A 21779-nucleotide genomic window follows, 5' to 3' on the forward strand; every position below is an offset into this window, starting at 1 on the left:
CCGTTTCGCCCGTCAGCTGCTAGTGTTCAAAGGCTGCAAATAGCACCGCTCTTTCTCTTGGCAAAGCTGTTTCCGATCTGCGATACATTTGGGCAGACATGATCAGGGAGGATCATCATGGAGATGCAGGGCGAAGAACGCATTGCTGCGCGCCGCGATATCGTTTGGGCGGCGTTGAACGATCCCGAGATTCTGAGGCAATGTATTCCCGGCTGCCAGTCGCTGGAGCTGACGTCGCCGACCGAACTCTCAGCCACAGTCAAGATCAAGATCGGCCCAGTTTCGGCTTCCTTTTCCGGCGATGTGGTGCTGTCCAACATCGACGCACCCGAAAGCTATACGATTTCCGGTGAGGGCAAAGGCGGCATTGCCGGTTTTGCCAAGGGCGGCGCGGATGTTGTTCTCAAGGAAGATGGCGACGAGACCATTTTAACCTACGAGGCCAAGGCCGAAATCGGCGGCAAGCTGGCACAACTCGGCTCGCGGCTGGTAGGCTCCAGTGCCAAGAAGCTTGCCCAGCAATTCTTCGCAGACTTCAATGCGGCCGTGACGGCGCAGGCTGCAGCAAACAGCTGAACGGAATTATTTGGAGGAGGCCGGAAGCAGCGTTTGTGCGGCAATGGTTTCGGCGCGCGCGCGGTGCTTGTCGGCTTCCGCATGCCATTTCACCGCTTCATGCGCCTCGTTGCGGGCCCGCTTGCGATATTTGCCCTGGGTAAACCACGTGGTCAGCGAGCCGACGATCATGCCGAAGATCACCGCGAGAAACAGGAACACGAAGAAGGGTGCCGAGGCCGACAGGACGCTGTCGGTGGGATTGAACGGATTGAGCGCCAGCGTCACCATCTGCCGGTTGGCGACGGACAGCACGATCAGGATGATCGCGACCGGAACCAGCACCACGATGTTCAACAGCTTCTTCATCATCATTCCACGTCTCCGTCATGTCGCCTGCCCGGCGCATTCAAGCACCGGGCGGACGTTTCATTCATCATCTTCGTCATCGGCGCCAGGATTAAGGCGCTCGCGCAATTCCTTGCCGGTCTTGAAGAAGGGAACCCATTTTTCCTCGACGAAGACGCTGTCGCCGGTGCGCGGATTGCGGCCGGATCGCGAAGGCCGGTTTTTCACCGAAAACGCGCCGAAGCCACGAAGTTCGACCCGGTTTCCGCCCGCCAGGGCATCTGTAATCTCATCAAGAACGGCATTGACGATATTTTCGACATCACGGTGATAGAGATGCGGGTTGCGCGCCGCAACAATCTGCACCAGTTCTGACTTGATCACTGTCGCCCCCTGTTGTGAATTTGTATGTGATCTTAAAGCGTTAAGCCCATCGGACGGCCTTGTCCACCTCTTGTGCGGAGTAGCATGCCGTTTTCAAGCCTCCAAAAACGGCATCCAAAAGGCCATCGCGTCTTTTCAGTCGCCGCCAACCTGCCAAACGGAAACCAGACCGTCAAGAAACAACTTGTCCCGGCCCAAACTTTCGAGCGCGCCGAAAGACGGAAAAGCGTCATATCCCAAGGATTTGGCAAGAGCTGTAGCGGCCGATCCGAGCCCGAACGGTAAGGATGAACTGGGCGCCTTCCATTCGATCACATCCAGCCCCTTGCTAACCTTGCGGCTATCGAGGAAGGCGCGGATCTCGTCATCACCGCCGAGCTCATCGACAAGCTTCAACTTCAGCGCCTGGCGGCCGGTGAAAATCCGACCGTCGGCAAGCTTGAGGGCCTCATCGCGCGGCATTTTCCGCCGGTCGGCAACCAGATCGACGAACCAGTTGAAACTGTCATCGATCATCGCCTGGATCACTGCCTTGGCATCGTCGCTGGGCGGGTGGAACGGCGACGGTTCCGCCTTCAGAGGCGCGGATTTGATTTCCTCCAGCGACACGCCGATCTTGTCCATCAGGTTTTTGAACTGCGGATACTGGAAGATCACACCGATCGAGCCGGTGATCGAGCTATCCCCTGCCACAATACGGTCGCCGGCAAGCGCGATCATATAGCCTGCGGAGGCAGCCAGCGTGCGTACATCGGAGACAACCGGCTTCTTGGCCGCAACCTTGCGGATGGCCTTGAACAGCACTTCGCCGCCATAAGTCGTCCCGCCCGGCGAGGAAATGGTGACGACCAGTGCCTTGACCGCATCGGTTTTGGCGATGGTGTTCAACCGCTCCAGCAGTTCGCGGTCATCCTGGATGATGCCGGAAATGGTAACGCGGGCAATATGTGGCTGACTGAGGCCACCCGCCCGGCCTGTGCCGGAATAAAAATAGGCGGCAACGCCTGCGCAAAGTACAAGAGCAATGGCCACAAGCCGCCAGAAACCGAGCTTCCGCCGCAGTTGGCGCCGGTCGGCGATGGCAAGCTGATCCATGGTCTTTCCTCCTGTTCAGGGGTATTGGGGACAAACGGCCCGGCGCGAGAAGCGCACGGTTTCATAGCGCCAGCGCGGCCGTGTTGTAACCCGGCTTGAACAAAATTCGCGCCTCACATTGTGGTGGAACAAAAAAATCTCCATATTCGCGCTCACTCACATCGCTTGACAGCCAAGGCAAATGCGCATTTGCGCCGCGATGTATTTTGAATAACGGGTCTATTTCATGCTGAATGACGTGCAATTTACCGGCGCCTTGCCGCATTCGGGGCCGATCCTGACCGACGCTTATACGGTCGCGGCGCGCCACTCGAGGCGGGTCAAGCGGCTGAAAGTCATACTGCCTCTGATCGCGGTGCTCATCGGTGCCATCTTCGTTGCCGTTTCCGTGGTGCGGGCTTTTCTGCCAGAAAACGTCACGATCGAGAACGCGACAATCGAAAATGGCAAGATCGTCATGCAGAACCCGGCGATTTCCGGGCGCAACAAGCAGGACATCAGCTATTCGATGAAGGCGACGCGGGCGCTGCAGGACATCGCCAATCCGGACATCATCACCCTTGAGACGATCCATGCCGAAATGCCCGTCAACGACACTTTGATTGCCACCGTCGAGGCGATCAGCGGTATTTATGACCGCGGACGCAACACGCTGGATATGAATGCCCCCTTCAGCATTACCATGAACAATGGGCTGATCGCCGATTTCGAAGCGGCCTATCTCGATATCAATGCCGGTGAGATGGAAACGAAGAAGCCGATCGCAATCACCATGAAGGGCGGTTCCATTGTTGCACAGTCGTTGAGAATGACGGATAAGGGACGCATTGTTACATTTGAAGGCATGGTAAAGGTCGTTGTCGATCCCGCAACCATCCGTAAAACCGCCAACTAGAAAACCGGGGCACATATGTCGGCCACTTCAGCCTTTTCCTTTCGGCTTGCCGGAACAGCCATTCTCTTAAGCCTTTTTGCCAGCGCCTCCATGTCTCCGGCCGCCGCCCAGGCGACCACGAGCAAGATGAAAGGCATGCAGCTTTCCAACAATGAGCCAATTCAGATCGAAAGCGACAAGCTTGAAATCAAGGATGCGGAAAGCAAGGCCATGTTCACCGGCAATGTGAAGGTCGTTCAGGGAACGACGACATTGCAGGCCGGTAAAATGGTGGTTTTCTACAAGAAGGGCGGCGGCTCGATTTCCGGCGGCAATGCCGAGATCGATCGCATTGAAGTCGATCAGAAGGTCTTCCTGCAATCGGGAACCCAACAGGCGACAGCCGACACCGGCGAATTCAACATGACGGCACAAACGCTGGTGCTGAAAGGCAAGCAGGTCGTTCTGTCGGAAGGCAAGAACGTTTTTAGCGGCTGCCAGCTGAACGTTCAGATGGACACCGGCGAGGCACAGCTCGAAGCCTGCGGCGGCCGCGTCCAGATTCAGCTCGACCCGAAGTCCCAGAAAACGAACTGATGCAGACGCCCACGTGAATATTCCCTTTCTTCACAAGCGCAAACGGGGCGCCAAACCTGAGGCTGCCCCGGCTGCCCGTGCCGTGGACAAGGCGCGCTATGAAGGCACGCTGATCGCGCGCGGCTTGACGAAGGCCTATCGCGGGCGGCGGGTCGTGGACGGCGTGTCGCTGGTCGTGCGCCGCGGCGAAGCCGTTGGCCTGCTCGGCCCCAACGGCGCCGGCAAGACCACCTGTTTTTACATGATCACCGGCCTTGTCCCTGTCGATGAAGGCTCGATCGAGATCAACGGCAACGATGTCACGTCGATGCCGATGTATCGCCGCGCCCGCCTTGGTGTCGGCTATCTGCCGCAGGAGGCCTCGATCTTTCGCGGCCTCACGGTCGAGGAGAACATCCGGGCCGTCCTTGAGGTTCATGACAAGAACAGCGAACGGCGCGAAAGCAAGCTGAATGAACTGCTCAGCGAGTTCAATATTTCCCACCTGCGCAAATCACCGGCCGTCGCGTTGTCCGGCGGCGAACGGCGCCGGCTGGAAATTGCCCGGGCGCTGGCGACAGACCCCACGTTCATGCTGCTCGACGAGCCTTTTGCCGGCGTCGATCCGATTTCCGTTGCCGACATCCAGGCGCTGGTGAGGCATCTGACGTCACGCGGCATCGGCGTGCTGATCACCGACCACAACGTCCGCGAAACACTGGGCCTGATCGACCGCGCCTACATCATCCATGCCGGCGAAGTGCTGACGCATGGACGGGCCAACGATATCGTCACCAACCCGGACGTCCGGCGTCTCTATCTCGGCGACAATTTCAGCCTCTGAGGCTCAAGCAGGAGGCGGCGGCAAGCCTGCCGCTTTCGGAAAAGAGCCTTTCAGCGCATCCGGGCAGCCTGCCTATTCACCTTATTTGCCGCTGCCGCTTGACCAAACCCCATTAATAAGCAATTTTTGGGCCAGTTGAAGAACCGGCAATTTCACCCCCTCGAAAGATGAGAGCCGGCTCCGGTCATCAAGCGGAGTTTTGCGTCAGAATGGCACTTTCGGCCAGCCTTTTCCTGCGTCAAAGCCAAACCCTGGCCATGACGCCGCAATTGATGCAGTCAATCCAGCTGCTGCAGATGACCCATTTCGAACTGAACCAGTTCATCGAGCTGGAAGTCGAGAAAAATCCCCTCCTGGAATTCGCGGCCAATGACGACGCGCCGGCCAGTCCAGACCGCCATGGCAAGGACGACCAGCATATCACCCAGGACGAGCGCAGCGATCGGGACAATGCCGAAAGCCCCGCATTCGATCCGATGGGTGACGTGTACGACAGCACGACGTCTGCGACCGGCGAACGGATGAGCGAACAGCTCGACGCCAATTTCGAAAATGTCTTTCCAGACGATACAGCGCCGCAGCGCGCCGATGCGCCAGAACTTCTCAGCCAGTGGAAATCCATGCCCGGCGGCGGTGAAGGCGAAAGCAGCGACGGCTACGACCTCGACGATTTCGTTGCCAATCGCGTCACGCTGCGCGATTTCCTCAACGAGCAGGTTCCCTTCAGCGTGCATGGCGCAGCCGACCTGCTGATTGCCCAGCACCTGATCGACCAGCTCGACGAAGCCGGCTACCTGCATGCGGATATCACCGAGACGGCGGAACGGCTCGGGTGCGCGGCGGCGGATGTAGCGCGGGTGCTCGACAGCCTGCAGCAACTCGACCCGCCGGGCGTCTTTGCCCGCTCCCTCAGCGAATGCCTGGCGATCCAGCTCAAGGCACGCAACCGGCTCGATCCGGCGATGGCCGCCTTGCTCGACAATCTGGAACTGCTCGCCCGGCGCGACTTTGCCAGCCTGAAGCGGATCTGTGGCGTCGACGAGGAGGATCTCATCGACATGCTTGCCGAAATCCGCAAGCTCGACCCCAAGCCCGGCACCGGCTTCGAGGCAAGCCCTTCGGAAGCGATCATGCCGGATATCGTCGTGCGCCCGGCGCAGGACGGCAGCTGGGCGGTGGAACTCAATCCCGACACGCTGCCGCGCGTTCTCGTCAACCAGACCTACTACGCAACGGTTTCCCGTCATGCCCCGAAGAACAGCGCGGACCATGCCTTCTTGACGGAGTGCCTACAAACGGCCAATTGGCTGACCCGCAGCCTTGACCAGCGCGCCAAGACGATCATGAAAGTGGCGACGGAGATCGTGCGCCAGCAGGACGCCTTCCTGGTTAACGGCGTCGATCATCTGAGGCCGCTGAACCTCAAGACGGTCGCCGATGCGATCAAGATGCATGAATCGACCGTCAGCCGCGTTACGTCGAACAAATACATGCTGACGCCACGCGGACTGTTCGAGCTGAAATACTTCTTCACCGTCTCGATCGGATCGGCGGAAGGCGGCGACGGCCACTCGGCAGAATCCGTGCGGCACCGCATCCGTAACATGATCGTGCTGGAAAGCCCGGACGCTGTTCTTTCGGATGACGATATCGTCGATCTCTTGAAAAAAGGGGGCGTCGATATCGCCCGCAGGACTGTGGCGAAATACCGCGAAGCGATGAACATCGCCTCCTCCGTTCAGCGCCGAAGAGAGAAAAAGGCACTCGCGAAGGTCTCCGCCTGACTGTTTGGAGCGCTTGACCACAACCGCATAAATTACACATACTTATCCCCGATATCCCGGCTTTTCACGGGCTTTCGGCCTCAAATTATGGTTTCCTTAACTGTTTCGTTGACTCCAGAAGCAACCGGTAGTATGAGGCCGCCGCAATGGGCACGGGCATAGAGCCTGCCTCAAGTATACCCCTCCAAATCCTGGCCGTTCTGACGCAATTTTTTTTTGCGTGCGTGAAATGCTTGGATGACGGATGCGGTTGGAATAGACTGGCTACGCAAATCACGAAAAGAGAGGAAACTCCATGAGTGTGCGTGTATCCGGTAAACACATGGAAATCGGCGAAACGTTTCGTCTTCGGATCGAAGACCAGATCGAACAAGCTGTAACCAAATATTTTGACGGAGGGTATTCAAGCCAAGTCACTGTGGAAAAGTCTGGATCGCGTTTCAGCGCCGATTGCAAGATACACCTCGATTCTGGTGCTGCCTTGCAGGCGAGCGGCGAAGCAAACGACCCGCAAGCGGCATTTGACGCAGCGTCGGAGCGGATTGCCAAGCGCATCCGCCGGTACAAGCGCAAGCTCAAGGACCACCACAATGGCAATGGCCATGCTGGATTTGCCGAAGTAGCCTACACCGTAATGGATTCAGTGCCCGACGAAGACGATGAGCTTCCGGACAATTATGCACCGACGATCGTTGCGGAGAGTTCAAAACAACTGAAGACGATGTCTGTCGCAAACGCCGTGATGGCGCTCGACATGACAGATGATCCCGTTCTGATGTTCCGTAGTCCTGGTAATGAACAGTTGAATATCGTCTATCGACGCAACGATGGAAACATTGGCTGGATCGACGCAGCCAATATAAAGAGCTAAGTAGATATCGTCCGGGGCCGGTCAGCCGGTTCCGGACGGTCTGCTTTTTTCTGGTGGTTTACGCATGGAAGACCGTTGACGGTCCGCCGGTAAAGCGCCGAGAGAAAGATGGATGGGAGCCGCCGTCCGGCATTTTGCCGGGCGATGCGGTTTCTACCTGCGAACGAGGACAAAAGAATGGCATTGGCAGGCTTGCTGCAGCAGAATGCGATACTTCCGGCCATGAAGGCCAATTCGAAGAAGCAGTTGCTTCAGGAATTGGCGGCAAAAGCATCCAAGATCACGGATTTGCCCGAACGGGAAATCTTCGACGTTATCCTTCAGCGCGAACGACTGGGCTCGACCGGTGTCGGCAATGGCATTGCCATCCCGCATGGCAAGCTTGGCCATCTGACATCGATCGTCGGTATTTTTGCGCGCCTGGAATCGCCGGTCGATTTCGAAGCGCTGGACGACCAGCCGGTCGATCTGGTCTTTCTGCTGCTCGCGCCGGAAGGCGCCGGCGCCGATCATTTGAAAGCCTTGTCACGGATTGCGCGCGTGCTGCGCGACCCGGAAATGGTTGCCCGGCTGCGCGCGACGGATTCCGCATCGGCTATCTACGCCTTCCTCAGCGACGATCAGGCCTCCAACGCGGCCTGATCCGATCCCTCAATACAGGTTATGCTGATTGAGATGGTCGATGAAAATGCGAAACAGCTCCGCCTGGCTGGAAATGGCCAGGCGCTTGTAGATGTTCTTGCGGTGAATGCGCACCGTCCCTTCCGAAATGCCGATGCTTTCACCGATCGATGCGTTGCTGTGTCCGCGCAGGATAAGCCGCACGATGTTGCGCTGCTGCAGCGTCAACCGGTCGGCGCAAAGCCGGCCAAAAGCTTCCTCCATCAGATCATCCTGACCGGCCTGCGGAAATGCGCGGATTGTCTCGCGCTTCCAGCTTGACCGGATTGCCGCCTGTACGATCGGCTCGTAGGCGCGCAGGTTCTCCAGTTCGCTGTCGCTGAATCCCGAATGGCCCTTCACCCGCATCAGCGAATAGGTGGCCGTGAAACCGCCATCCAGCGGTACCAGAAATCCGATTTCCTCGACCAGCGATCCTTCCTCCGTCGATACACACGGATGAACCTCCCGCGAAGTGCTGAACTGCGTGTCGAAAAACTCATCCGGCGCCAGATCCCGCATCCGCCATAGGCCGGCCGGGTGACTGTTGTTGCAGGCGACATAAAACGGATCGAGCAGATAGGCGCCGCCGAGATAGGCTGCCCAGGCCTTGGGTGCAACATGCCGGGTATAACCGTCATGCAGCAGGAGCGGACGGGCATCGTAGGGAAAGACGAAGACGCCGGACAAATCGAAACCGGCGACCTGTCGCAGCATGGCATCGAGCGCGTCGCCGAATCCCGGCGTCGAGAGACCATCAATCAACGCGGCAATCTGGCGGGATTCGTCGGGCAGCAAAGCGGACTTTCCTTCGTCAAGCGATCTATCCCCTATGGGATATCGACAGCCCCCATTGCGTCAACAATAATCCTTGAAAAGCAAGAGCACGAGGAGAACGGCAATGGCAGGCAGACTTTCAGGAAAGACCGCACTGATCAGCGGAGGCGCTGGAGGATGCGGCCTTGCGGCCTCCCAGCTTTTTGCCCGCGAGGGCGCACGCGTCGGCATCGTTGACCTGCCGCGCAGCAAGGGCGAAGAGGTTGCTGCCCAAATCCGCGCCGAGGGTGGACAGGCCGTCTTCGCACCGGCGGATGTTTCCGTCTCCTCAGAGGTCAAGGCAGCTGTCAAAGCAGTAGAGGATGCGCTTGGATCGATTACCGTTCTCTTCAATCATGCCGGCATTCTCGCCGTCGGACCTTTCCTGGAAACGGAAGAGGATGAGTGGGACCGGCTGATGGCGGTCAACGTGCGCTCGATGTTCCTGATGACCAAGGCCGTGCTGCCCGGCATGCTGGCGGCCGGTGGCGGCAGCATCGTCTCGACCTCCTCGATCTCGGCCGTTGCCGCGACGCCGATGGAGGTGCTTTACGACACGACCAAGGGGGCCTGCCACATGTTCGCCCGGGCGATTGCGGTGGAATTCCGCGACCGCGGTATCCGCTCAAACGCTGTCTGCCCCGGCTTCATCGCCACCGACCACGGCAAGCGCGAGCTGGTCGGCCTTGCCAAATACGGCGTCGATGTTTCCGATGCGGCGATTGCCGCCCAACAGGGCCGGATGTGTGATCCGATGGAGGTGGCGCAAGCCGCGCTGTTCCTGGCGAGTGATGAGTCGAGCTTCGTCAACGGCACGCATCTGTTTGTCGACAACTGCTTCACAGCGGTCTGAACAATCAAGGGGAGAATGGGATCATGATGGAAGCAGGCGGCCACTGGCGCAACTGGGTGGGAAATCAATCGTGCATCGTCCGGCACCGGGGCGCGCCCGACAGCGAGGCGGCTCTGGCCGAAATGGTCCGGGAGGCAACCTCGAACGGTTTGAACGTTCGCTGTGCCGGTTCGGGCCATTCGTTCACGCCGGTGGCACTGACGAGCGGGCTACACCTGACGCTCTCTGGCCTGCAGGGCATCAGCCATATCGACACGGCGCGCAAGCGCGTCTCCGTCTATGCCGGCACGACGATCAACACGCTCGGCAAGGCGTTGAAGCGCAACGGCCTGTCGATGATCAACCAGGGCGACATCGACAGCCAGGCACTGGCAGGCGCCTTGACTACAGGAACCCACGGCACCGGCATCAAGCTTGGCAACATGGCCTCGCAGATCGTCGGCATGCGGCTGGTACAGCCGGATGGCAGCATCCTTTCGATCGACGACAGCGAACCGGACATGCTGAACGCCGTCCGCGTTTCCATCGGCATGCTCGGCGTCATCTCCGAAATCACCCTGCAGGTGATGGACAGCTACAATCTGCATGAAAAACTGTGGCGTTGCACCTTTGACGAATGCATGGAGCAACACGACGATCTCGCCGCCAACCACCGGCATTTCGGCTTCTTCTGGTGCCCGGTGCCGGAAAGCCGCCATTGCTACTGCCTGCCGGACACATCTTCTGTCTCGACCACCACGAGCCTTTCTGACGTCTGCGAGATGAAGACCATCGACATCACCGATCAGCCGCCGATGGAGAGCGCGTTCGAGAAAGTCGCCTATTCCTCGGAAATCTATCCGATCGAATATGTGCCGAACTTCCACGAACTCGAATACGCAGTGCCGGTCAAATACGGCAAGCAGGCCTGCACCGAAGTGCGCAAGCTGATGCTGGAGAAACACCCGACCTGCATCTACCCGATCGAATACCGCTTCACCGCCGGCGATGGCGGCTGGATCAGCCCGTTCTTCGAACAGGATTCGATCACGCTCTCGGTCTCGGGCCAGCCGGGCACGGACTACTGGAACTATCTGAAGGATGTCGACGATATCCTGCGCCAGTTCGGCTCGCGCCCGCATTGGGGCAAGCTGCATTTTCTGGGGAGCGAGGACGTGACGGCGCTCTATCCACGCGCAGGGGATTTCCGGGCGCTGCGCAACAAGCTCGATCCGGAAGGGCGGTTCCTGAATGATCACTTGAAACAGTTGTTTGGGTAATATTATGCAGTCTGGCCGTCGCGACAGATAATGCACTGCCACGCAAATTGTTGGGAGACGGTGAGCGTGGTAGAGACATCAAGCGCTCATCGTTCGTGAGCGATCTCGCGGAAATGGGCGGATGGGAGGCTGACCATGAACGGTGCTGATATTCTGTGCGATGTGCTTTTGGCCAATGACGTCAACGTCTGCTTCGCCAACCCGGGCACGTCGGAAATGCATTTTGTCGCGGCTCTCGATCGCCGGCCGGACATGCGTTGCGTGCTGGGGCTTTTCGAGGGCGTGGTGACAGGCGCTGCCGATGGTTACGCGCGGATGACCGGCCGCCCGGCCGCGACGCTGCTTCATACGGGGCCGGGATTGGCAAACGGGCTCGCCAACCTGCACAATGCCAGGCGCGCCCGCGTTCCGATGATCAATGTCGTCGGCGACCATGCCTCCTACCATCTTCCGCTCGACGCGCCGCTGACAACGGACATCGAGAGCCTGGCTGCGCCGATGTCCGACTGGGTACGGCGGATCGAAGGGCCGGACGACGTTGCCGCGGCAACGAAAGCGGCGATCCAGGCCTCGATGTCGCCTCCGGGCATCGCGACCCTGATTCTGCCTGGCGACGCGGCATGGGGTGAGGCAAAGCCACCTGCATCGGCAGTGATCAATCGTCCCCAGCCTTCCGCTACCAAGGATGAGGCAATCCGCAGTGCAGCGGAAGCGATCCGCAAAGCTCGCGGCCGGAGTGCATTGCTTGTCAGGGGATTGGCAGCACAGGCTGGCGCCCTGGAGATCGCCGGGCAAATTTCCGCAGCGCTCGATGTGCGCCTGTTCGGCGAACCGCAGGTCGCGCATATGCAGCGCGGTGCCGGCCGTGTGGCACCAACCCGCATCCCCTACCCCATCGACGCGGCATTGGAGATGCTCGCGGATATTGACGTTCTTATCCTTGTCGGAGCATCGGAGCCGGTTGCTTTCTTCGCGTATCCGGGCAAGCCCGGTCGGCTCGTTCACAAAGGCTGCCAAGTCATGACCTTGGCAGATCATGGCGCGGACCTGAAGGCGGCACTGGAGGGGCTTCGGGATGAACTGGGGATCAAAAGCTCCCAGGCCGTACTGCTGGCAAAGACAATCCCGGATGAAGGGCGGCCGAGCGGAGCACTGTCGGAAGACGCAGTCGCCGTGATCGTGGCGCAAAAACTCCCGGACAATGCCATCGTTTGCGATGAAGCCATCACCTCCGCGCGAAGGTTCTTTGCTTTATCCGAACGGTCGGCTCCCCATGACTTCATGATGAACACGGGGGGCGCCATCGGCATCGGCATCCCCCTGTCGATCGGCGCCGCGATCGCCTGCCCTGACCGGAAGGTCCTGAACCTGCAAGCTGACGGAAGCGGGATGTATACCGTTCAGGGCCTGTGGACCCAGGCCCGGGAAAATCTCGACATCATCACGATCGTCTTTGCCAATCGCACCTACGCGGTGCTGCATGGGGAAATGCGCAATGTCGGCGTTCAGACGATCGGCGAAAACGCCCGGAAAATGCTCGATCTCGACAAGCCGACGCTGGACTGGGTGTCAATGGCAAAGGGAATGGGCGTTGAGGCTGCGCGTGCCAGTACCTGCGAGGCATTTATCTCTCTCCTCGACCATGCACTGTCGCGTGGCGGCCCCTTCTTGATAGAAGCCGTCATCTGACGGGTAACCGTAACGACCCCGAGAGCCCCGTATCAAACCGGTACGACCGGGCTTTACCTCCCCCTTGAGAGGGAGGCAGCAGCGAAGCTGCGGGTGGGGGTGAATGTCAGGGGCGCACAAAGATCACCCCACCCCGGCACTGCGTGCCGACCCTCCCCCTCAAAGGGAGGGTAGAAATCAAGCCGCCGGTGTTTCGTCCGTTGCAGGTGCCTTCGGGCCGCCCTTGGAGACGCCAACCATGGCGGGGCGCAGGACGCGCTCGCCGATCGTGTACCCGGCCTGAACGACCTGGACGACGGTATTGTTCGGTACTTCCGGATTCGGAACTTCGAACATCGCCTGATGGAAGTTCGGGTCGAACTTCTGGCCGACCGGCTCAAGTTTCTGGACGCCGTGACGCTCAAGCGCCGACAGCATGGCGCGCTCGGTCATTTCCACACCCTCGATCAGCGAGTTGAGACCGACATCGCCGGCATCGCGGGCTTCGGCCGGGATGGCGTCCAGCGCACGGCGGAGGTTATCCGAGACGCCGAGCATGTCGCGGGCAAAGCCAGCGACGGAGTAGGACTTGGCGTCCTTGACGTCGCGCGCGGTGCGGCGACGCAGGTTGTCCATTTCGGCGGCAAGGCGCAGATAGCGGTCGCGCATGTCGGCGGCTTCTGCCCTGGCAAGCTCCAACGGATCCGGCTCGGAAACGGCTGCATCGACCTGCTCATCGGCGGCTTCGGCATAGGCTGCAGCGGCTTCGTCCGCGTTCACTTCAGCACCATGTTTGTTCATATCGTCGGTCATGACGGTCTCCGGAATGTCAGTATGTCTAGGATTTGGTGTCGATATCGAGCTTTGAGGCCGAAAAATCAAGGGTGCAATCGAAAGCTGCCGGAAAAACCGGCCGCTTCACGGCTGGTTACCGCGACAAACGCGACATCAATTGCGCAGTATAGTCCACCATCGGCACGATGCGCGAATAATTCAGCCGGGTTGGGCCGATGACGCCGACGGCGCCGACGATCTTGTCGTCGCTATCCTTGTAGGGGGCGACGATCAGCGACGAACCGGAGAGCGAGAACAGCTTGTTTTCCGACCCGATGAAGATCCGCACCCCCGGCCCGCTTTCGGCCAGGTTGAGGATTTCGATCAGGCTGTCCTTCTTTTCCAGATCGTCAAACAGCATGCGCAGCCGGTCGACATCCTCGGCACCAGCGAGGCCTTCCAGAAGATTGGCACGGCCGCGCACGATCAGTTGCGTCGGCTTGTCGTCCGCCTCGCTGCCCGACCAGATGGCAAGGCCGCGCTCGACCAGGTCCTGACTCAACGTATCTAGTTCGCGCCGGACGGTTTCCTTGACCTTTTCCAGCTGGCCGCGAACCTCTGGCAACGTCTGTCCGGCCAGATGGGCGTTGAGGAAATTTGCGGCTTCCGTCAGTTGCGAGCTGGTGACGCCGGCCGGAAGCTCGATGATCCTGTTTTCCACCTGGTCGTGTTCGCCGACAAGCACGGCGAGCGCCTTGGTCGGCGCCAGCCGCACGAACTCGACATGCCGCAGCACCGGGTCGTTCTTGGCGGTGATCACTAGCCCAGCCCCGCGCGACATGCCCGACAGCATCTGGCTCGCTTCGGTGAGCAGCGTTTCGACAGGCTGGTCACGATCGGCGCGGCGCACGTGCCGGTCGATCGAGGCTCGGTCTTCCGGCGAGAGATCCCCCACCTGCATGAAGGCATCGACGAAGAAGCGCAGGCCGTTCTGTGTCGGCAGCCGCCCGGCGCTGATATGCGGAGAATAGATCAGGCCGAGGTCTTCGAGGTCGCTCATCACATTGCGAACAGAGGCCGGCGACAGCGACATCGGCAGGATGCGTGACAGGCTGCGCGATCCGAGCGGCTCGCCGCTTTCCAGATAGCTTTCCACGATGCGGCGGAAGATTTCGCCCGACCGCTCATCAAGCGCCGAAAGCCTTTCCCGCATTGCAGATTTATCCAGCACCATTCGAACGCAAAAACCCATCCTGTTGAAGTCAATTGAAATATAGTGATCCCGGCCCGGATAGCAAAAGGGAAATTGGCTGGAAAGCCCGCCGTACAGCGCCTTTTGCCGCTCTCCACTCTTTTAGAGCAAATGATTTCCCTTCCTTCCAAGTTAGGTTAGAAGGCTGACAAACATCACAGGAGTTCATGATGCGGCCTTCCGGCAGAAAAACCGACCAGATGCGCAAGGTTACCTTCGAGCGCAATGTTTCCAAGCATGCAGAAGGTTCCTGCCTGGTGAAGTTCGGCGACACGCATGTGCTGGTCACGGCGAGCCTGGAAGAAAAGACGCCGCCGTGGCTGCGCAACAGCGGCAAGGGCTGGGTCACGGCGGAATACGGCATGCTGCCACGCGCCACCGGCGAGCGGATGAAGCGCGAGGCGGCTTCTGGCAAGCAAAGCGGCCGCACTCAGGAAATCCAGCGCCTCATCGGCCGGTCGCTGCGCGCCGTGGTTGACCTGCAGGCACTGGGCGAGCGCCAGATCTCAATCGACTGCGACGTCATCCAGGCCGATGGCGGCACACGCACCGCCTCGATCACCGGCGCCTGGATTGCGCTGCGCGATTGCCTCGCCTGGATGGAAGCCCGCAACATGATCAAGGTGGAAAAGGTCCTGAAGGACCATATCGCCGCGATCTCCTGCGGTATCTTCGCCAATCAGCCGGTCATCGATCTCGACTATCTGGAGGACTCGGCGGCTGAAACCGACGCCAATTTCGTCATCACCGGCTCCGGCGGCATTGTCGAGATCCAGGGCACTGCGGAAGGCAAGCCGTTCTCGGAAGAGGAATTCGGCACATTGCTCGGCCTCGCCAAGAACGGCATTGCCGAACTGGTTGGTCTGCAGAAGCAGGCTATCGGGGGCTGAGGACGCCTATGCGATCACTGCCCCTCATCCACACTATCGGGCACCTTCTCCCCGTCGTGACGGGGAGAAGGACCAGTCGGCAATCTCTGTCGTCCCCTCTCTCCGCGTGCTGGGAGAGGGCCAGGGTGAGGGCAACGCATGGATAAGCTGAAATTCGAAGGTATTCTGGAGACGGCGCTCTATGTTGACGATCTCGATGCGGCGGAGGCGTTTTACGGCTCCGTTCTCGGCCTTGAGAAAATCAGCCGCGGCGGCAACCGGCATATCTTCTTTCGCTGCGGCCCCGGCGTTTTGCTGATCTTCAATCCAGCCGAGACGATCAAGCCTCCGCCGGCAGACGGCCTGCAGGTTCCGCCGCACGGGACACATGGAAACGGGCATATGTGCTTGCGGGTCGCGAAAGGCCAGCTCGCGGCCTGGGAAGACAAACTGAAGGCTGCGGGCGTCGCGATCGAGACCGATGTCCATTGGCCATCCGGCTCCCGGTCCTTCTATTTCCGCGACCCGGCTGGAAACAGCCTGGAATGCGCCGAAGCCGGCCTCTGGGCTATCGACTGAAACGAATGGGCGGACTGTCCGCCGGATGAGAAAGACGCAGATGCGCAAGCTTGAAGACAAGACCCTGATCGTTGCCAGCCACAATGCCGGCAAGATCCGTGAAATCCGCGACCTGATCGGCCCGATGGGCTTTGAGGCCAAGTCGGCGGCCGATCTGAATTTCATCGAGCCGGACGAGACCGGCACGACCTTCGAGGAAAACGCCACGATCAAGGCGCTGGCCTCGGCAAAAGCCTCCGGCATGCCGGCGCTCTCGGACGATTCCGGCCTTGTCGTCGATGCACTGAACGGCGATCCCGGCGTCTACACCGCCAATTGGGCCGAAACCGCTGACGGCACGCGCGATTTCGCCATGGCGATGCACAAGGTCGAAACTGCCATCCAGGAAGCCGGTGCCACCGCCTTCGACAAGCGCACTGGCCGCTTCGTCTCGGTGCTCTGCCTTGCCTGGCCGGACGGCCATGTGGAGCTGTTCCGCGGCGAAGTGGAAGGCCACATCGTCTGGCCACCGCGCGGCACACAGGGATTTGGCTATGACCCGGTCTTTCAACCGCTCGGCTACGACACCACATTCGGCGAAATGAGCGCCGAGGAAAAGCACGGCTGGAAGCCGGGTGATGCCGAGGCGCTGTCGCACCGCGCGCGGGCATTCAAGTTTTTTGCCGAGACATGCCTGAGTGCTTGAAAACGTGAGCGCGAAACCTCTTCTCCCCAGCGGGGAGAAGTGCCGAACGTGGTGAGGCGATGAGGGGGCTTCGGCGCAGCCGGAGCCAGACCAAGGTGCCTTCGGCCCCCTCATCCGGCCTTCGGCCACCTTCTCCCCGCTGGGGAGAAGGGAACGCCGACAGGCGGGGTAACCCGGCTCCGATTTCAGACATAGAGATAAAAGACCAAACGGTATAAGAGACGGGATAGCGTTTAGCGTTTCCGGTCTCTAAATATGCGGACAACACGACCTTAACGACGCAGCGCACAAGCGCCTGAAAGACCCAGAACAGAATGGCCACTTTTTCTTCCATCGGTGACAACAAGGAGCCCGGTTTCGGGGTCTATGTGCATTGGCCCTTCTGTGCCGCTAAATGTCCCTATTGCGATTTCAACAGCCATGTCCGGCATCAGCCAGTCGACCAGCCGCGCTTTGTCAGCGCATTTCTGACCGAAATGGCGGCGATGCGGCATATGTCCGGGCCGCGCACCGTCACCAGCATCTTCATGGGTGGCGGCACGCCATCGCTGATGAACCCATCAACGGTGGAGGCCATTCTCGATGGTATCGCCAATCTCTGGCATGTGCCGGATGGTATCGAGATCACCATGGAAGCCAATCCGTCCAGCGTCGAAGCCACTCGCTTTCGCGGCTACCGCGCAGCCGGGGTCAACCGCGTTTCGCTCGGTGTCCAGGCGCTCAACGACCGGGACCTCAAATTTCTCGGGCGTCTGCACAACGTCGAGGATGCGCTGAAGGCCATCGGCCTGGCGCGGGATATTTTCCCGCGCATGTCGTTCGATCTGATCTATGCCCGCCCGAAACAGACGGTCGAGGAGTGGGAACAGGAACTGAAGCAGGCGGTTTCCTATGCGGTCGACCACCTGTCGCTCTACCAGCTGACGATCGAAGAAGGCACGCCCTTCTACGGGCTGCACAAGGCAGGCAAGCTGATCGTGCCGGACGGCGAGCATTCCGCCGTGCTGTACGAGGCGACACAGGAAATCACCGAAGGTTTCGGCATGCCGGCCTATGAGGTATCCAACCATGCCGCTCCCGGGGCAGAAAGCCGTCATAATCTTACCTACTGGCGCTATGGCGACTATGCCGGCATTGGCCCGGGCGCCCATGGACGCCTGACGCGTGGCCGCAACAAGATTGCCACCGCGACCGAGCGCAAGCCGGAAGACTGGCTGCAACTGGTCGAGGAGCATGGCCACGGCATGATCGATCAGGAAGTGCTGGGTTATGAAGAACAGGCCGACGAGCTGCTGCTGATGGGCCTGCGGCTGAAGGAAGGCATCGATCTCGTGCGCTGGCAGGACCTGTCCGGCCGCGAGCCGGATCCCGACCGCGAACAGTTTCTGATCGAACACGGCTTCATCGAGCGGCTCGGCAATTCCCGCCTGCGCTGCACCCCGGCCGGCATGCTGATCCTCGACGCCGTGGTTGCCGATCTCGCCTGTTGAGTTTTACTCGAAAGCAGCCAGATATTTTTTGGCAATCGCATCCAGCGCTTTCCGCTCTTCAGGCTCCAGCAGCGCCGTCAACCGGTGCTGGTTGGCGACGTGGGCGGTAACAGTGCGTTCGACCAGTTCGAGCCCCGGCTGTGTCAGGGCGATCAGCACGCTGCGGCGATCCTCTGGATTGGTCAGCCGCTCAACCAGACCTGCCTTTTCCAGCTGATCGATCCGGTTGGTCATCGTTCCCGACGTGATCATTGTCGTGCCCAGCAGGTCGCCGGGCGACAGTTGGTAGGGCTTGCCGGAGCGCCGCAGGGCCGCCAGCACGTCGAAGCTCGCCGATGACAGCCCGAATTCCGAAAATGTCCTATCGACCTCGCGGCCAAGATAGGTGGATAGCCGCGCCAGCCTGCCGAGCAGGCCCATCGGCTCGACATCGAGGTCCGGGCGCTCCCTGCGCCACTGCACGAGAATTCTATCGACGTGATCTTCATCCATGGTTTTTGGTACGCAGGATTCATCTTGACGTCAAGATAATCGATGTTATTCTCAATTTATCTTGAAATCGAGATACTTTAAATGAAGATAAAATCCTCCTCCCTCGCTGATATCGCCTTGACGGCGATTGCGCCCGCCATCTGGGGCAGCACCTATGTGGTCACCACCGAATTTTTGCCGCATGGCTATCCCCTGACAGTCGCCATGCTGCGCGCGCTTCCCGCAGGCCTGATCCTGCTTCTCATCGTCCGGCAATTGCCGCAGGGCATCTGGTGGGCGCGCAGCTTCATCCTCGGCGCTCTCAATTTCTCGTTCTTCTGGGCCATGCTGTTTGTCTCGGCCTATCGCCTGCCCGGCGGCGTCGCGGCAACCGTCGGCGCCATCCAGCCGCTGATCGTCGTCATGCTGGCGCGGATGCTGATCGGAACGCCGGTGAGGACAATGGCAATCGCCGCCGGGATCGTCGGCATAGCCGGTGTCGGCCTGCTGGTGCTGACACCCGGCGCAACGCTCGATCCGATCGGCATCATCGCCGGGCTGGCCGGGGCGGTCTCCATGGCGTTTGGCACGGTGCTGTCACGGCATTGGGCGCCGCCGGTATCCAGCCTTACCTTTACCGCGTGGCAGTTGACCGCCGGTGGCCTCTTGCTGGTACCGGTCGCCCTGTTATTCGAGCCGGCCCTGCCAATGCCGACCATGGCCAATATTCTTGGCATGGCATGGCTGGGACTGATCGGAGCGGCCTTCACCTATCTCCTGTGGTTTCGCGGCCTGTCCAAGCTTGAGCCCGCAGCCGTCGCCTCACTCGGCTTCCTCAGCCCGTTGGTGGCCACGCTGCTTGGCTGGAGTGTGCTTGGCCAGAACCTGACGCCGCTGCAGATTGTTGGCATGGTTACGGTTCTGGTCAGCGTGTGGCTTGGACAACGGGCGCAGATGGCACCGCGTCCTGCAGCCCCGCTCGCAGCAAAAACGGTCAGCCCTTAGCCGCCTTCTCCGTCGCCGCGGCCAACCCCTTGGAGATTGGCCCGGTGATATCCGCCAACAGCATTGCCGTCAGCCCGGCGGCGGTGGTTCCGCCATAGTCCGTAAAGATCCGGACTGTATCGGCCGGTGTTTCCGAAGCCCCGGCCAGCCATGTCCCGGCACCCAGAAAAAGCTGGCGGACAGCGATGTCGGCCACATCCGGCGCCACCCCGTTTTTAATCGCATCCCGGATCATCACATCGGCAAAAGCGGCAATGAAGGCCGGACCAGAACCGGTCAGCGCGGTGAAATAATCCAGCTCGCTTTCCGTGGACACCCTCACTGCCCTTCCGGAGCAGGCAAAGAAGCCGTCGGCGAAATCAGCGTCCGCTGCCGTGATGCCGGGGGTTGAAAACCAGGGCGTGAAGGACAGGCCCTGTTCGGCGCAGGCGTTCGGCATGGCGCGGATGATGTGCTCGCTTTTGAACCGTGCTGTGAGCGCCGCCGCGGGCAAACGCGCCATGACCGAGATGATCAGTTTACCGGACAGATCAAGATCGAGCGCTCCGACATCTTCCGGCCGCACCGAAAGAATGATGATATCAGACCGGGCCGCCAGCTCGGCATTATCGGTGGTAAACCGAACATCCGGCCAAGCTTCGAACCCTGCCCTATTGCCGCTGCGCGACGATAGAACCAGATCGGCGGCAGCGACGAACCCTTTGGCCAGCGCGGGGCGAAGCAAAGCCCCGCCCAGCCAGCCGGTCCCGCCGATGACGCCGAGCGTGGTCAAGCCCATTCGCCCTTGCGCATGACCGGAACCTTGGCCCCGTCAGCGCGAACGCCGTCGATATCGACCTCACCGGAGCCGATCATCCAGTCGATATGAATCAAGCTGGAATTGCCGCCCTGTGCGGCGATCTGTTCCTGGCTGAGCGAAGCACCGTCGAGGAAGCATTTCGAATAGCACTGACCGAGCGCGATGTGGCAGGAGGCATTTTCATCGAACAGCGTGTTATAAAACAGGACGCCGCTGGCCGAGATCGGCGAGGAATGCGGCACCAGCGCCACTTCCCCGAGACGGCGGGCGCCTTCATCCGTATCCAGCACCTTGTTCAGTACCTCCTCGCCCTTCGACGCCTTGGCCTCAACGATCCGGCCGCCTTCGAAGCGGACCTGGATATTGTCGATCAGCGTGCCCTGATGCGACAGCGGCTTGGTGCTCGACACATGGCCTTCGACGCGCAGTGCATGCGGCGTGGTGAAGACTTCCTCGGTCGGAATGTTCGGGTTGCAGGTAATGCCGTTCTTCGCCGTCGAAGCGCCGCCGTGCCATTCGTGACCATCGGCCAACCCGACCGTCAGGTCCGTGCCGGGGCTGGTGAAATGCAGGGCGGAAAAACGCTCGCCGTTCAGCCATTTGGAACGCTTGGCGAGGTTGGCATTGTGCTCTGCCCAGGCGGCAATCGGATCTGCAACATCGACGCGGGAGGCGGCAAAAATCGCGTTTGCGAGCTTTTCGACGGCGACCTGTTCGATGTCATCCGGGAACATCTGCTTGGCCCAAGCGGGGTTGGGATAGGAAACGATGTTCCAGTTGATGTCGAAATTGGAGATCTTTTCGAGGGCCGGCTTGTAGGCCATCGACATCGCCTTGTTGGCGCGTGCCACCTTGGCCGGGTCCTGTGCGGCCAGCATCATCGGATTGTCACCGGAAATGGCAAGACGCGCGGTGTTGCTGCTGAAAGCCTTGGCCATGCCGTCGTAGAGCCAGCCGCTGGCCTTGTCGAAACTCTCGTCAGGGGCATGGGCGTAACGGGCAAGCGTCGTTTCCTCGTCGGAATAGAACGTCGTCACCAGCCCTGCCCCGGCGATATAGGCATGCTTGGTGATCAGCCGCACTAGCGGCAGGGCGGCGATCGGCGCGGTGATCAACAGATCCTGTCCGCGCTCAAGCCGGAGCCCGACCTTGATGGCGACTTCGGCCAGCTTGTCCAGTTTGACGGGATCGACGGCTTGGTGGGCGGGAGAGGTCATCGCATATTCCTGCTGGCTGGTTTTCCGAACCACTGGTTTAGAGCGGTTCGG

At 60.2% G+C, this 21779-nt stretch carries 23 protein-coding genes and 1 pseudogene; 15 read left to right on the plus strand and 9 right to left on the minus strand.

Features of this window, described 5'->3' with window-relative positions; translation table 11 throughout:
• The first annotated feature begins 117 nt into the window (after window positions 1-117).
• Complete coding sequence (locus ASC96_RS02040) at window positions 118-576, plus strand: carbon monoxide dehydrogenase subunit G (protein ID WP_060500840.1); 459 nt, start codon at window positions 118-120, stop codon at window positions 574-576.
• A 6-nt stretch (window positions 577-582) separates the two neighbouring features.
• Here ASC96_RS02040 and ASC96_RS02045 read toward each other — a convergent pair whose 3' ends face one another.
• The 3 genes and pseudogenes from ASC96_RS02045 to sppA form a co-directional block, all read right to left on the minus strand.
• The gene (locus tag ASC96_RS02045; RefSeq protein WP_060501398.1) at window positions 583-927 is read right to left on the minus strand and encodes a DUF1049 domain-containing protein; all 345 of its coding nucleotides are present in this window, start codon (window positions 925-927) and stop codon (window positions 583-585) included.
• Window positions 928-984: 57 nt separating this feature from the next.
• Window positions 985-1305: pseudogene (locus tag ASC96_RS02050) on the minus strand (integration host factor subunit beta); the annotation flags it as partial.
• A gap of 117 nt (window positions 1306-1422) precedes the next feature.
• Window positions 1423-2382, minus strand: coding sequence for a signal peptide peptidase SppA (gene sppA, locus ASC96_RS02055; protein ID WP_060500842.1), 960 nt, complete (start codon window positions 2380-2382; stop codon window positions 1423-1425).
• 226 nt (window positions 2383-2608) lie between these two features.
• Here sppA and lptC point away from each other — a divergent pair, with 226 nt between their 5' ends.
• The 6 genes from lptC to ptsN all read left to right on the plus strand — a co-directional run bounded on the left by lptC (window position 2609) and on the right by ptsN (window position 7973).
• A complete protein-coding gene (gene lptC / locus ASC96_RS02060) occupies window positions 2609-3277 on the plus strand; it encodes an LPS export ABC transporter periplasmic protein LptC (RefSeq protein ID WP_060500844.1) in 669 nt (222 codons plus the stop codon).
• Between the two features lie 15 nt (window positions 3278-3292).
• The gene (locus ASC96_RS02065; RefSeq protein ID WP_060500845.1) at window positions 3293-3853 is read left to right on the plus strand and encodes an LptA/OstA family protein; all 561 of its coding nucleotides are present in this window, start codon (window positions 3293-3295) and stop codon (window positions 3851-3853) included.
• Between the two features lie 13 nt (window positions 3854-3866).
• Complete coding sequence (gene lptB / locus ASC96_RS02070; protein WP_060500847.1) at window positions 3867-4676, plus strand: LPS export ABC transporter ATP-binding protein; 810 nt, start codon at window positions 3867-3869, stop codon at window positions 4674-4676.
• A 209-nt stretch (window positions 4677-4885) separates the two neighbouring features.
• Entirely contained in the window at window positions 4886-6460 is a 1575-nt protein-coding gene (gene rpoN, locus ASC96_RS02075; protein ID WP_060500849.1) for an RNA polymerase factor sigma-54, read from the plus strand.
• Window positions 6461-6755: 295 nt separating this feature from the next.
• Window positions 6756-7331: a ribosome-associated translation inhibitor RaiA gene (raiA, locus tag ASC96_RS02080; protein ID WP_060500852.1), complete on the plus strand. Its 576-nt coding sequence runs from the start codon at window positions 6756-6758 to the stop codon at window positions 7329-7331.
• Between the two features lie 177 nt (window positions 7332-7508).
• Window positions 7509-7973 (plus strand): PTS IIA-like nitrogen regulatory protein PtsN, encoded by a 465-nt coding sequence (gene ptsN, locus ASC96_RS02085; RefSeq protein ID WP_060500853.1) that lies wholly within the window; start codon window positions 7509-7511, stop codon window positions 7971-7973.
• A gap of 9 nt (window positions 7974-7982) precedes the next feature.
• On the opposite strand, the gene ASC96_RS02090 is transcribed toward ptsN, so the two are convergent.
• Window positions 7983-8789, minus strand: a complete 807-nt coding sequence (locus ASC96_RS02090) for a helix-turn-helix transcriptional regulator (protein ID WP_244481793.1) — start codon at window positions 8787-8789, stop codon at window positions 7983-7985.
• Window positions 8790-8892: 103 nt separating this feature from the next.
• Between ASC96_RS02090 and ASC96_RS02095 the strand changes: the two genes are divergently transcribed.
• The 3 genes from ASC96_RS02095 to ASC96_RS02105 all read left to right on the plus strand — a co-directional run bounded on the left by ASC96_RS02095 (window position 8893) and on the right by ASC96_RS02105 (window position 12608).
• Window positions 8893-9660: an SDR family NAD(P)-dependent oxidoreductase gene (locus ASC96_RS02095; protein WP_060500855.1), complete on the plus strand. Its 768-nt coding sequence runs from the start codon at window positions 8893-8895 to the stop codon at window positions 9658-9660.
• Window positions 9661-9680: 20 nt separating this feature from the next.
• On the plus strand, window positions 9681-10919 hold the full coding sequence (locus ASC96_RS02100; RefSeq protein WP_200954880.1) for a D-arabinono-1,4-lactone oxidase: 1239 nt from the start codon (window positions 9681-9683) through the stop codon (window positions 10917-10919).
• Between the two features lie 135 nt (window positions 10920-11054).
• Window positions 11055-12608, plus strand: coding sequence for an acetolactate synthase large subunit (locus ASC96_RS02105; protein ID WP_060500859.1), 1554 nt, complete (start codon window positions 11055-11057; stop codon window positions 12606-12608).
• Window positions 12609-12785: 177 nt separating this feature from the next.
• On the opposite strand, the gene grpE is transcribed toward ASC96_RS02105, so the two are convergent.
• Window positions 12786-13400, minus strand: a complete 615-nt coding sequence (gene grpE / locus ASC96_RS02110) for a nucleotide exchange factor GrpE (RefSeq protein ID WP_060500860.1) — start codon at window positions 13398-13400, stop codon at window positions 12786-12788.
• Between the two features lie 115 nt (window positions 13401-13515).
• Window positions 13516-14595 carry a heat-inducible transcriptional repressor HrcA gene (hrcA, locus tag ASC96_RS02115; protein ID WP_037104461.1) on the minus strand — a complete coding sequence of 360 codons (1080 nt, stop codon included), beginning with the start codon at window positions 14593-14595 and terminating at the stop codon, window positions 13516-13518.
• A gap of 188 nt (window positions 14596-14783) precedes the next feature.
• Here hrcA and rph point away from each other — a divergent pair, with 188 nt between their 5' ends.
• The 4 genes from rph to hemW all read left to right on the plus strand — a co-directional run bounded on the left by rph (window position 14784) and on the right by hemW (window position 18236).
• Window positions 14784-15503: a ribonuclease PH gene (gene rph / locus ASC96_RS02120; protein ID WP_060500862.1), complete on the plus strand. Its 720-nt coding sequence runs from the start codon at window positions 14784-14786 to the stop codon at window positions 15501-15503.
• A gap of 138 nt (window positions 15504-15641) precedes the next feature.
• The gene (locus ASC96_RS02125; protein WP_060500864.1) at window positions 15642-16061 is read left to right on the plus strand and encodes a VOC family protein; all 420 of its coding nucleotides are present in this window, start codon (window positions 15642-15644) and stop codon (window positions 16059-16061) included.
• Between the two features lie 40 nt (window positions 16062-16101).
• On the plus strand, window positions 16102-16746 hold the full coding sequence (gene rdgB / locus ASC96_RS02130) for an RdgB/HAM1 family non-canonical purine NTP pyrophosphatase (RefSeq protein ID WP_060500866.1): 645 nt from the start codon (window positions 16102-16104) through the stop codon (window positions 16744-16746).
• A gap of 314 nt (window positions 16747-17060) precedes the next feature.
• Window positions 17061-18236, plus strand: coding sequence for a radical SAM family heme chaperone HemW (gene hemW, locus ASC96_RS02135; RefSeq protein WP_060500867.1), 1176 nt, complete (start codon window positions 17061-17063; stop codon window positions 18234-18236).
• A 3-nt stretch (window positions 18237-18239) separates the two neighbouring features.
• Here the strand turns inward: hemW and ASC96_RS02140 are convergent, their stop codons facing one another.
• Window positions 18240-18728, minus strand: coding sequence for a MarR family transcriptional regulator (locus tag ASC96_RS02140; RefSeq protein WP_060500868.1), 489 nt, complete (start codon window positions 18726-18728; stop codon window positions 18240-18242).
• Window positions 18729-18809: 81 nt separating this feature from the next.
• Here ASC96_RS02140 and ASC96_RS02145 point away from each other — a divergent pair, with 81 nt between their 5' ends.
• Window positions 18810-19712 carry an EamA family transporter gene (locus ASC96_RS02145; RefSeq protein WP_060500869.1) on the plus strand — a complete coding sequence of 301 codons (903 nt, stop codon included), beginning with the start codon at window positions 18810-18812 and terminating at the stop codon, window positions 19710-19712.
• Here the strand turns inward: ASC96_RS02145 and ASC96_RS02150 are convergent.
• On the minus strand, window positions 19702-20490 hold the full coding sequence (locus ASC96_RS02150; protein WP_060500870.1) for a pyrroline-5-carboxylate reductase dimerization domain-containing protein: 789 nt from the start codon (window positions 20488-20490) through the stop codon (window positions 19702-19704). The genes ASC96_RS02145 and ASC96_RS02150 overlap by 11 nt on opposite strands.
• Entirely contained in the window at window positions 20481-21728 is a 1248-nt protein-coding gene (locus ASC96_RS02155) for an aminopeptidase (RefSeq protein ID WP_060501402.1), read from the minus strand. The genes ASC96_RS02150 and ASC96_RS02155 overlap by 10 nt, the downstream gene beginning before the upstream one ends.
• Between the last annotated feature and the right edge of the window lie 51 nt (window positions 21729-21779).

Origin of the sequence: Rhizobium sp. Root1204 (genome assembly GCF_001424965.1) — a bacterium.
GTDB lineage: Bacteria > Pseudomonadota > Alphaproteobacteria > Rhizobiales > Rhizobiaceae > Pararhizobium.

Coding starts and splice junctions, on each gene's coding strand:
- ASC96_RS02045 (WP_060501398.1), bottom strand. CDS start 927: ATGATGAAGAAGCTGTTGAACATCGTGGTGCTGGTTCCGGTCGCGATC.
- raiA (WP_060500852.1), top strand. CDS start 6,756: ATGAGTGTGCGTGTATCCGGTAAACACATGGAAATCGGCGAAACGTTT.
- ASC96_RS02155 (WP_060501402.1), bottom strand. CDS start 21,728: ATGACCTCTCCCGCCCACCAAGCCGTCGATCCCGTCAAACTGGACAAG.
- lptC (WP_060500844.1), top strand. CDS start 2,609: ATGCTGAATGACGTGCAATTTACCGGCGCCTTGCCGCATTCGGGGCCG.
- ASC96_RS02150 (WP_060500870.1), bottom strand. CDS start 20,490: ATGGGCTTGACCACGCTCGGCGTCATCGGCGGGACCGGCTGGCTGGGC.
- hemW (WP_060500867.1), top strand. CDS start 17,061: ATGGCCACTTTTTCTTCCATCGGTGACAACAAGGAGCCCGGTTTCGGG.
- ASC96_RS02095 (WP_060500855.1), top strand. CDS start 8,893: ATGGCAGGCAGACTTTCAGGAAAGACCGCACTGATCAGCGGAGGCGCT.
- grpE (WP_060500860.1), bottom strand. CDS start 13,400: ATGACCGACGATATGAACAAACATGGTGCTGAAGTGAACGCGGACGAA.
- ASC96_RS02145 (WP_060500869.1), top strand. CDS start 18,810: ATGAAGATAAAATCCTCCTCCCTCGCTGATATCGCCTTGACGGCGATT.
- rph (WP_060500862.1), top strand. CDS start 14,784: ATGCGGCCTTCCGGCAGAAAAACCGACCAGATGCGCAAGGTTACCTTC.
- ptsN (WP_060500853.1), top strand. CDS start 7,509: ATGGCATTGGCAGGCTTGCTGCAGCAGAATGCGATACTTCCGGCCATG.
- rpoN (WP_060500849.1), top strand. CDS start 4,886: ATGGCACTTTCGGCCAGCCTTTTCCTGCGTCAAAGCCAAACCCTGGCC.
- sppA (WP_060500842.1), bottom strand. CDS start 2,382: ATGGATCAGCTTGCCATCGCCGACCGGCGCCAACTGCGGCGGAAGCTC.
- ASC96_RS02065 (WP_060500845.1), top strand. CDS start 3,293: ATGTCGGCCACTTCAGCCTTTTCCTTTCGGCTTGCCGGAACAGCCATT.
- rdgB (WP_060500866.1), top strand. CDS start 16,102: ATGCGCAAGCTTGAAGACAAGACCCTGATCGTTGCCAGCCACAATGCC.
- ASC96_RS02040 (WP_060500840.1), top strand. CDS start 118: ATGGAGATGCAGGGCGAAGAACGCATTGCTGCGCGCCGCGATATCGTT.
- hrcA (WP_037104461.1), bottom strand. CDS start 14,595: ATGGTGCTGGATAAATCTGCAATGCGGGAAAGGCTTTCGGCGCTTGAT.
- ASC96_RS02105 (WP_060500859.1), top strand. CDS start 11,055: ATGAACGGTGCTGATATTCTGTGCGATGTGCTTTTGGCCAATGACGTC.
- ASC96_RS02125 (WP_060500864.1), top strand. CDS start 15,642: ATGGATAAGCTGAAATTCGAAGGTATTCTGGAGACGGCGCTCTATGTT.
- ASC96_RS02140 (WP_060500868.1), bottom strand. CDS start 18,728: ATGGATGAAGATCACGTCGATAGAATTCTCGTGCAGTGGCGCAGGGAG.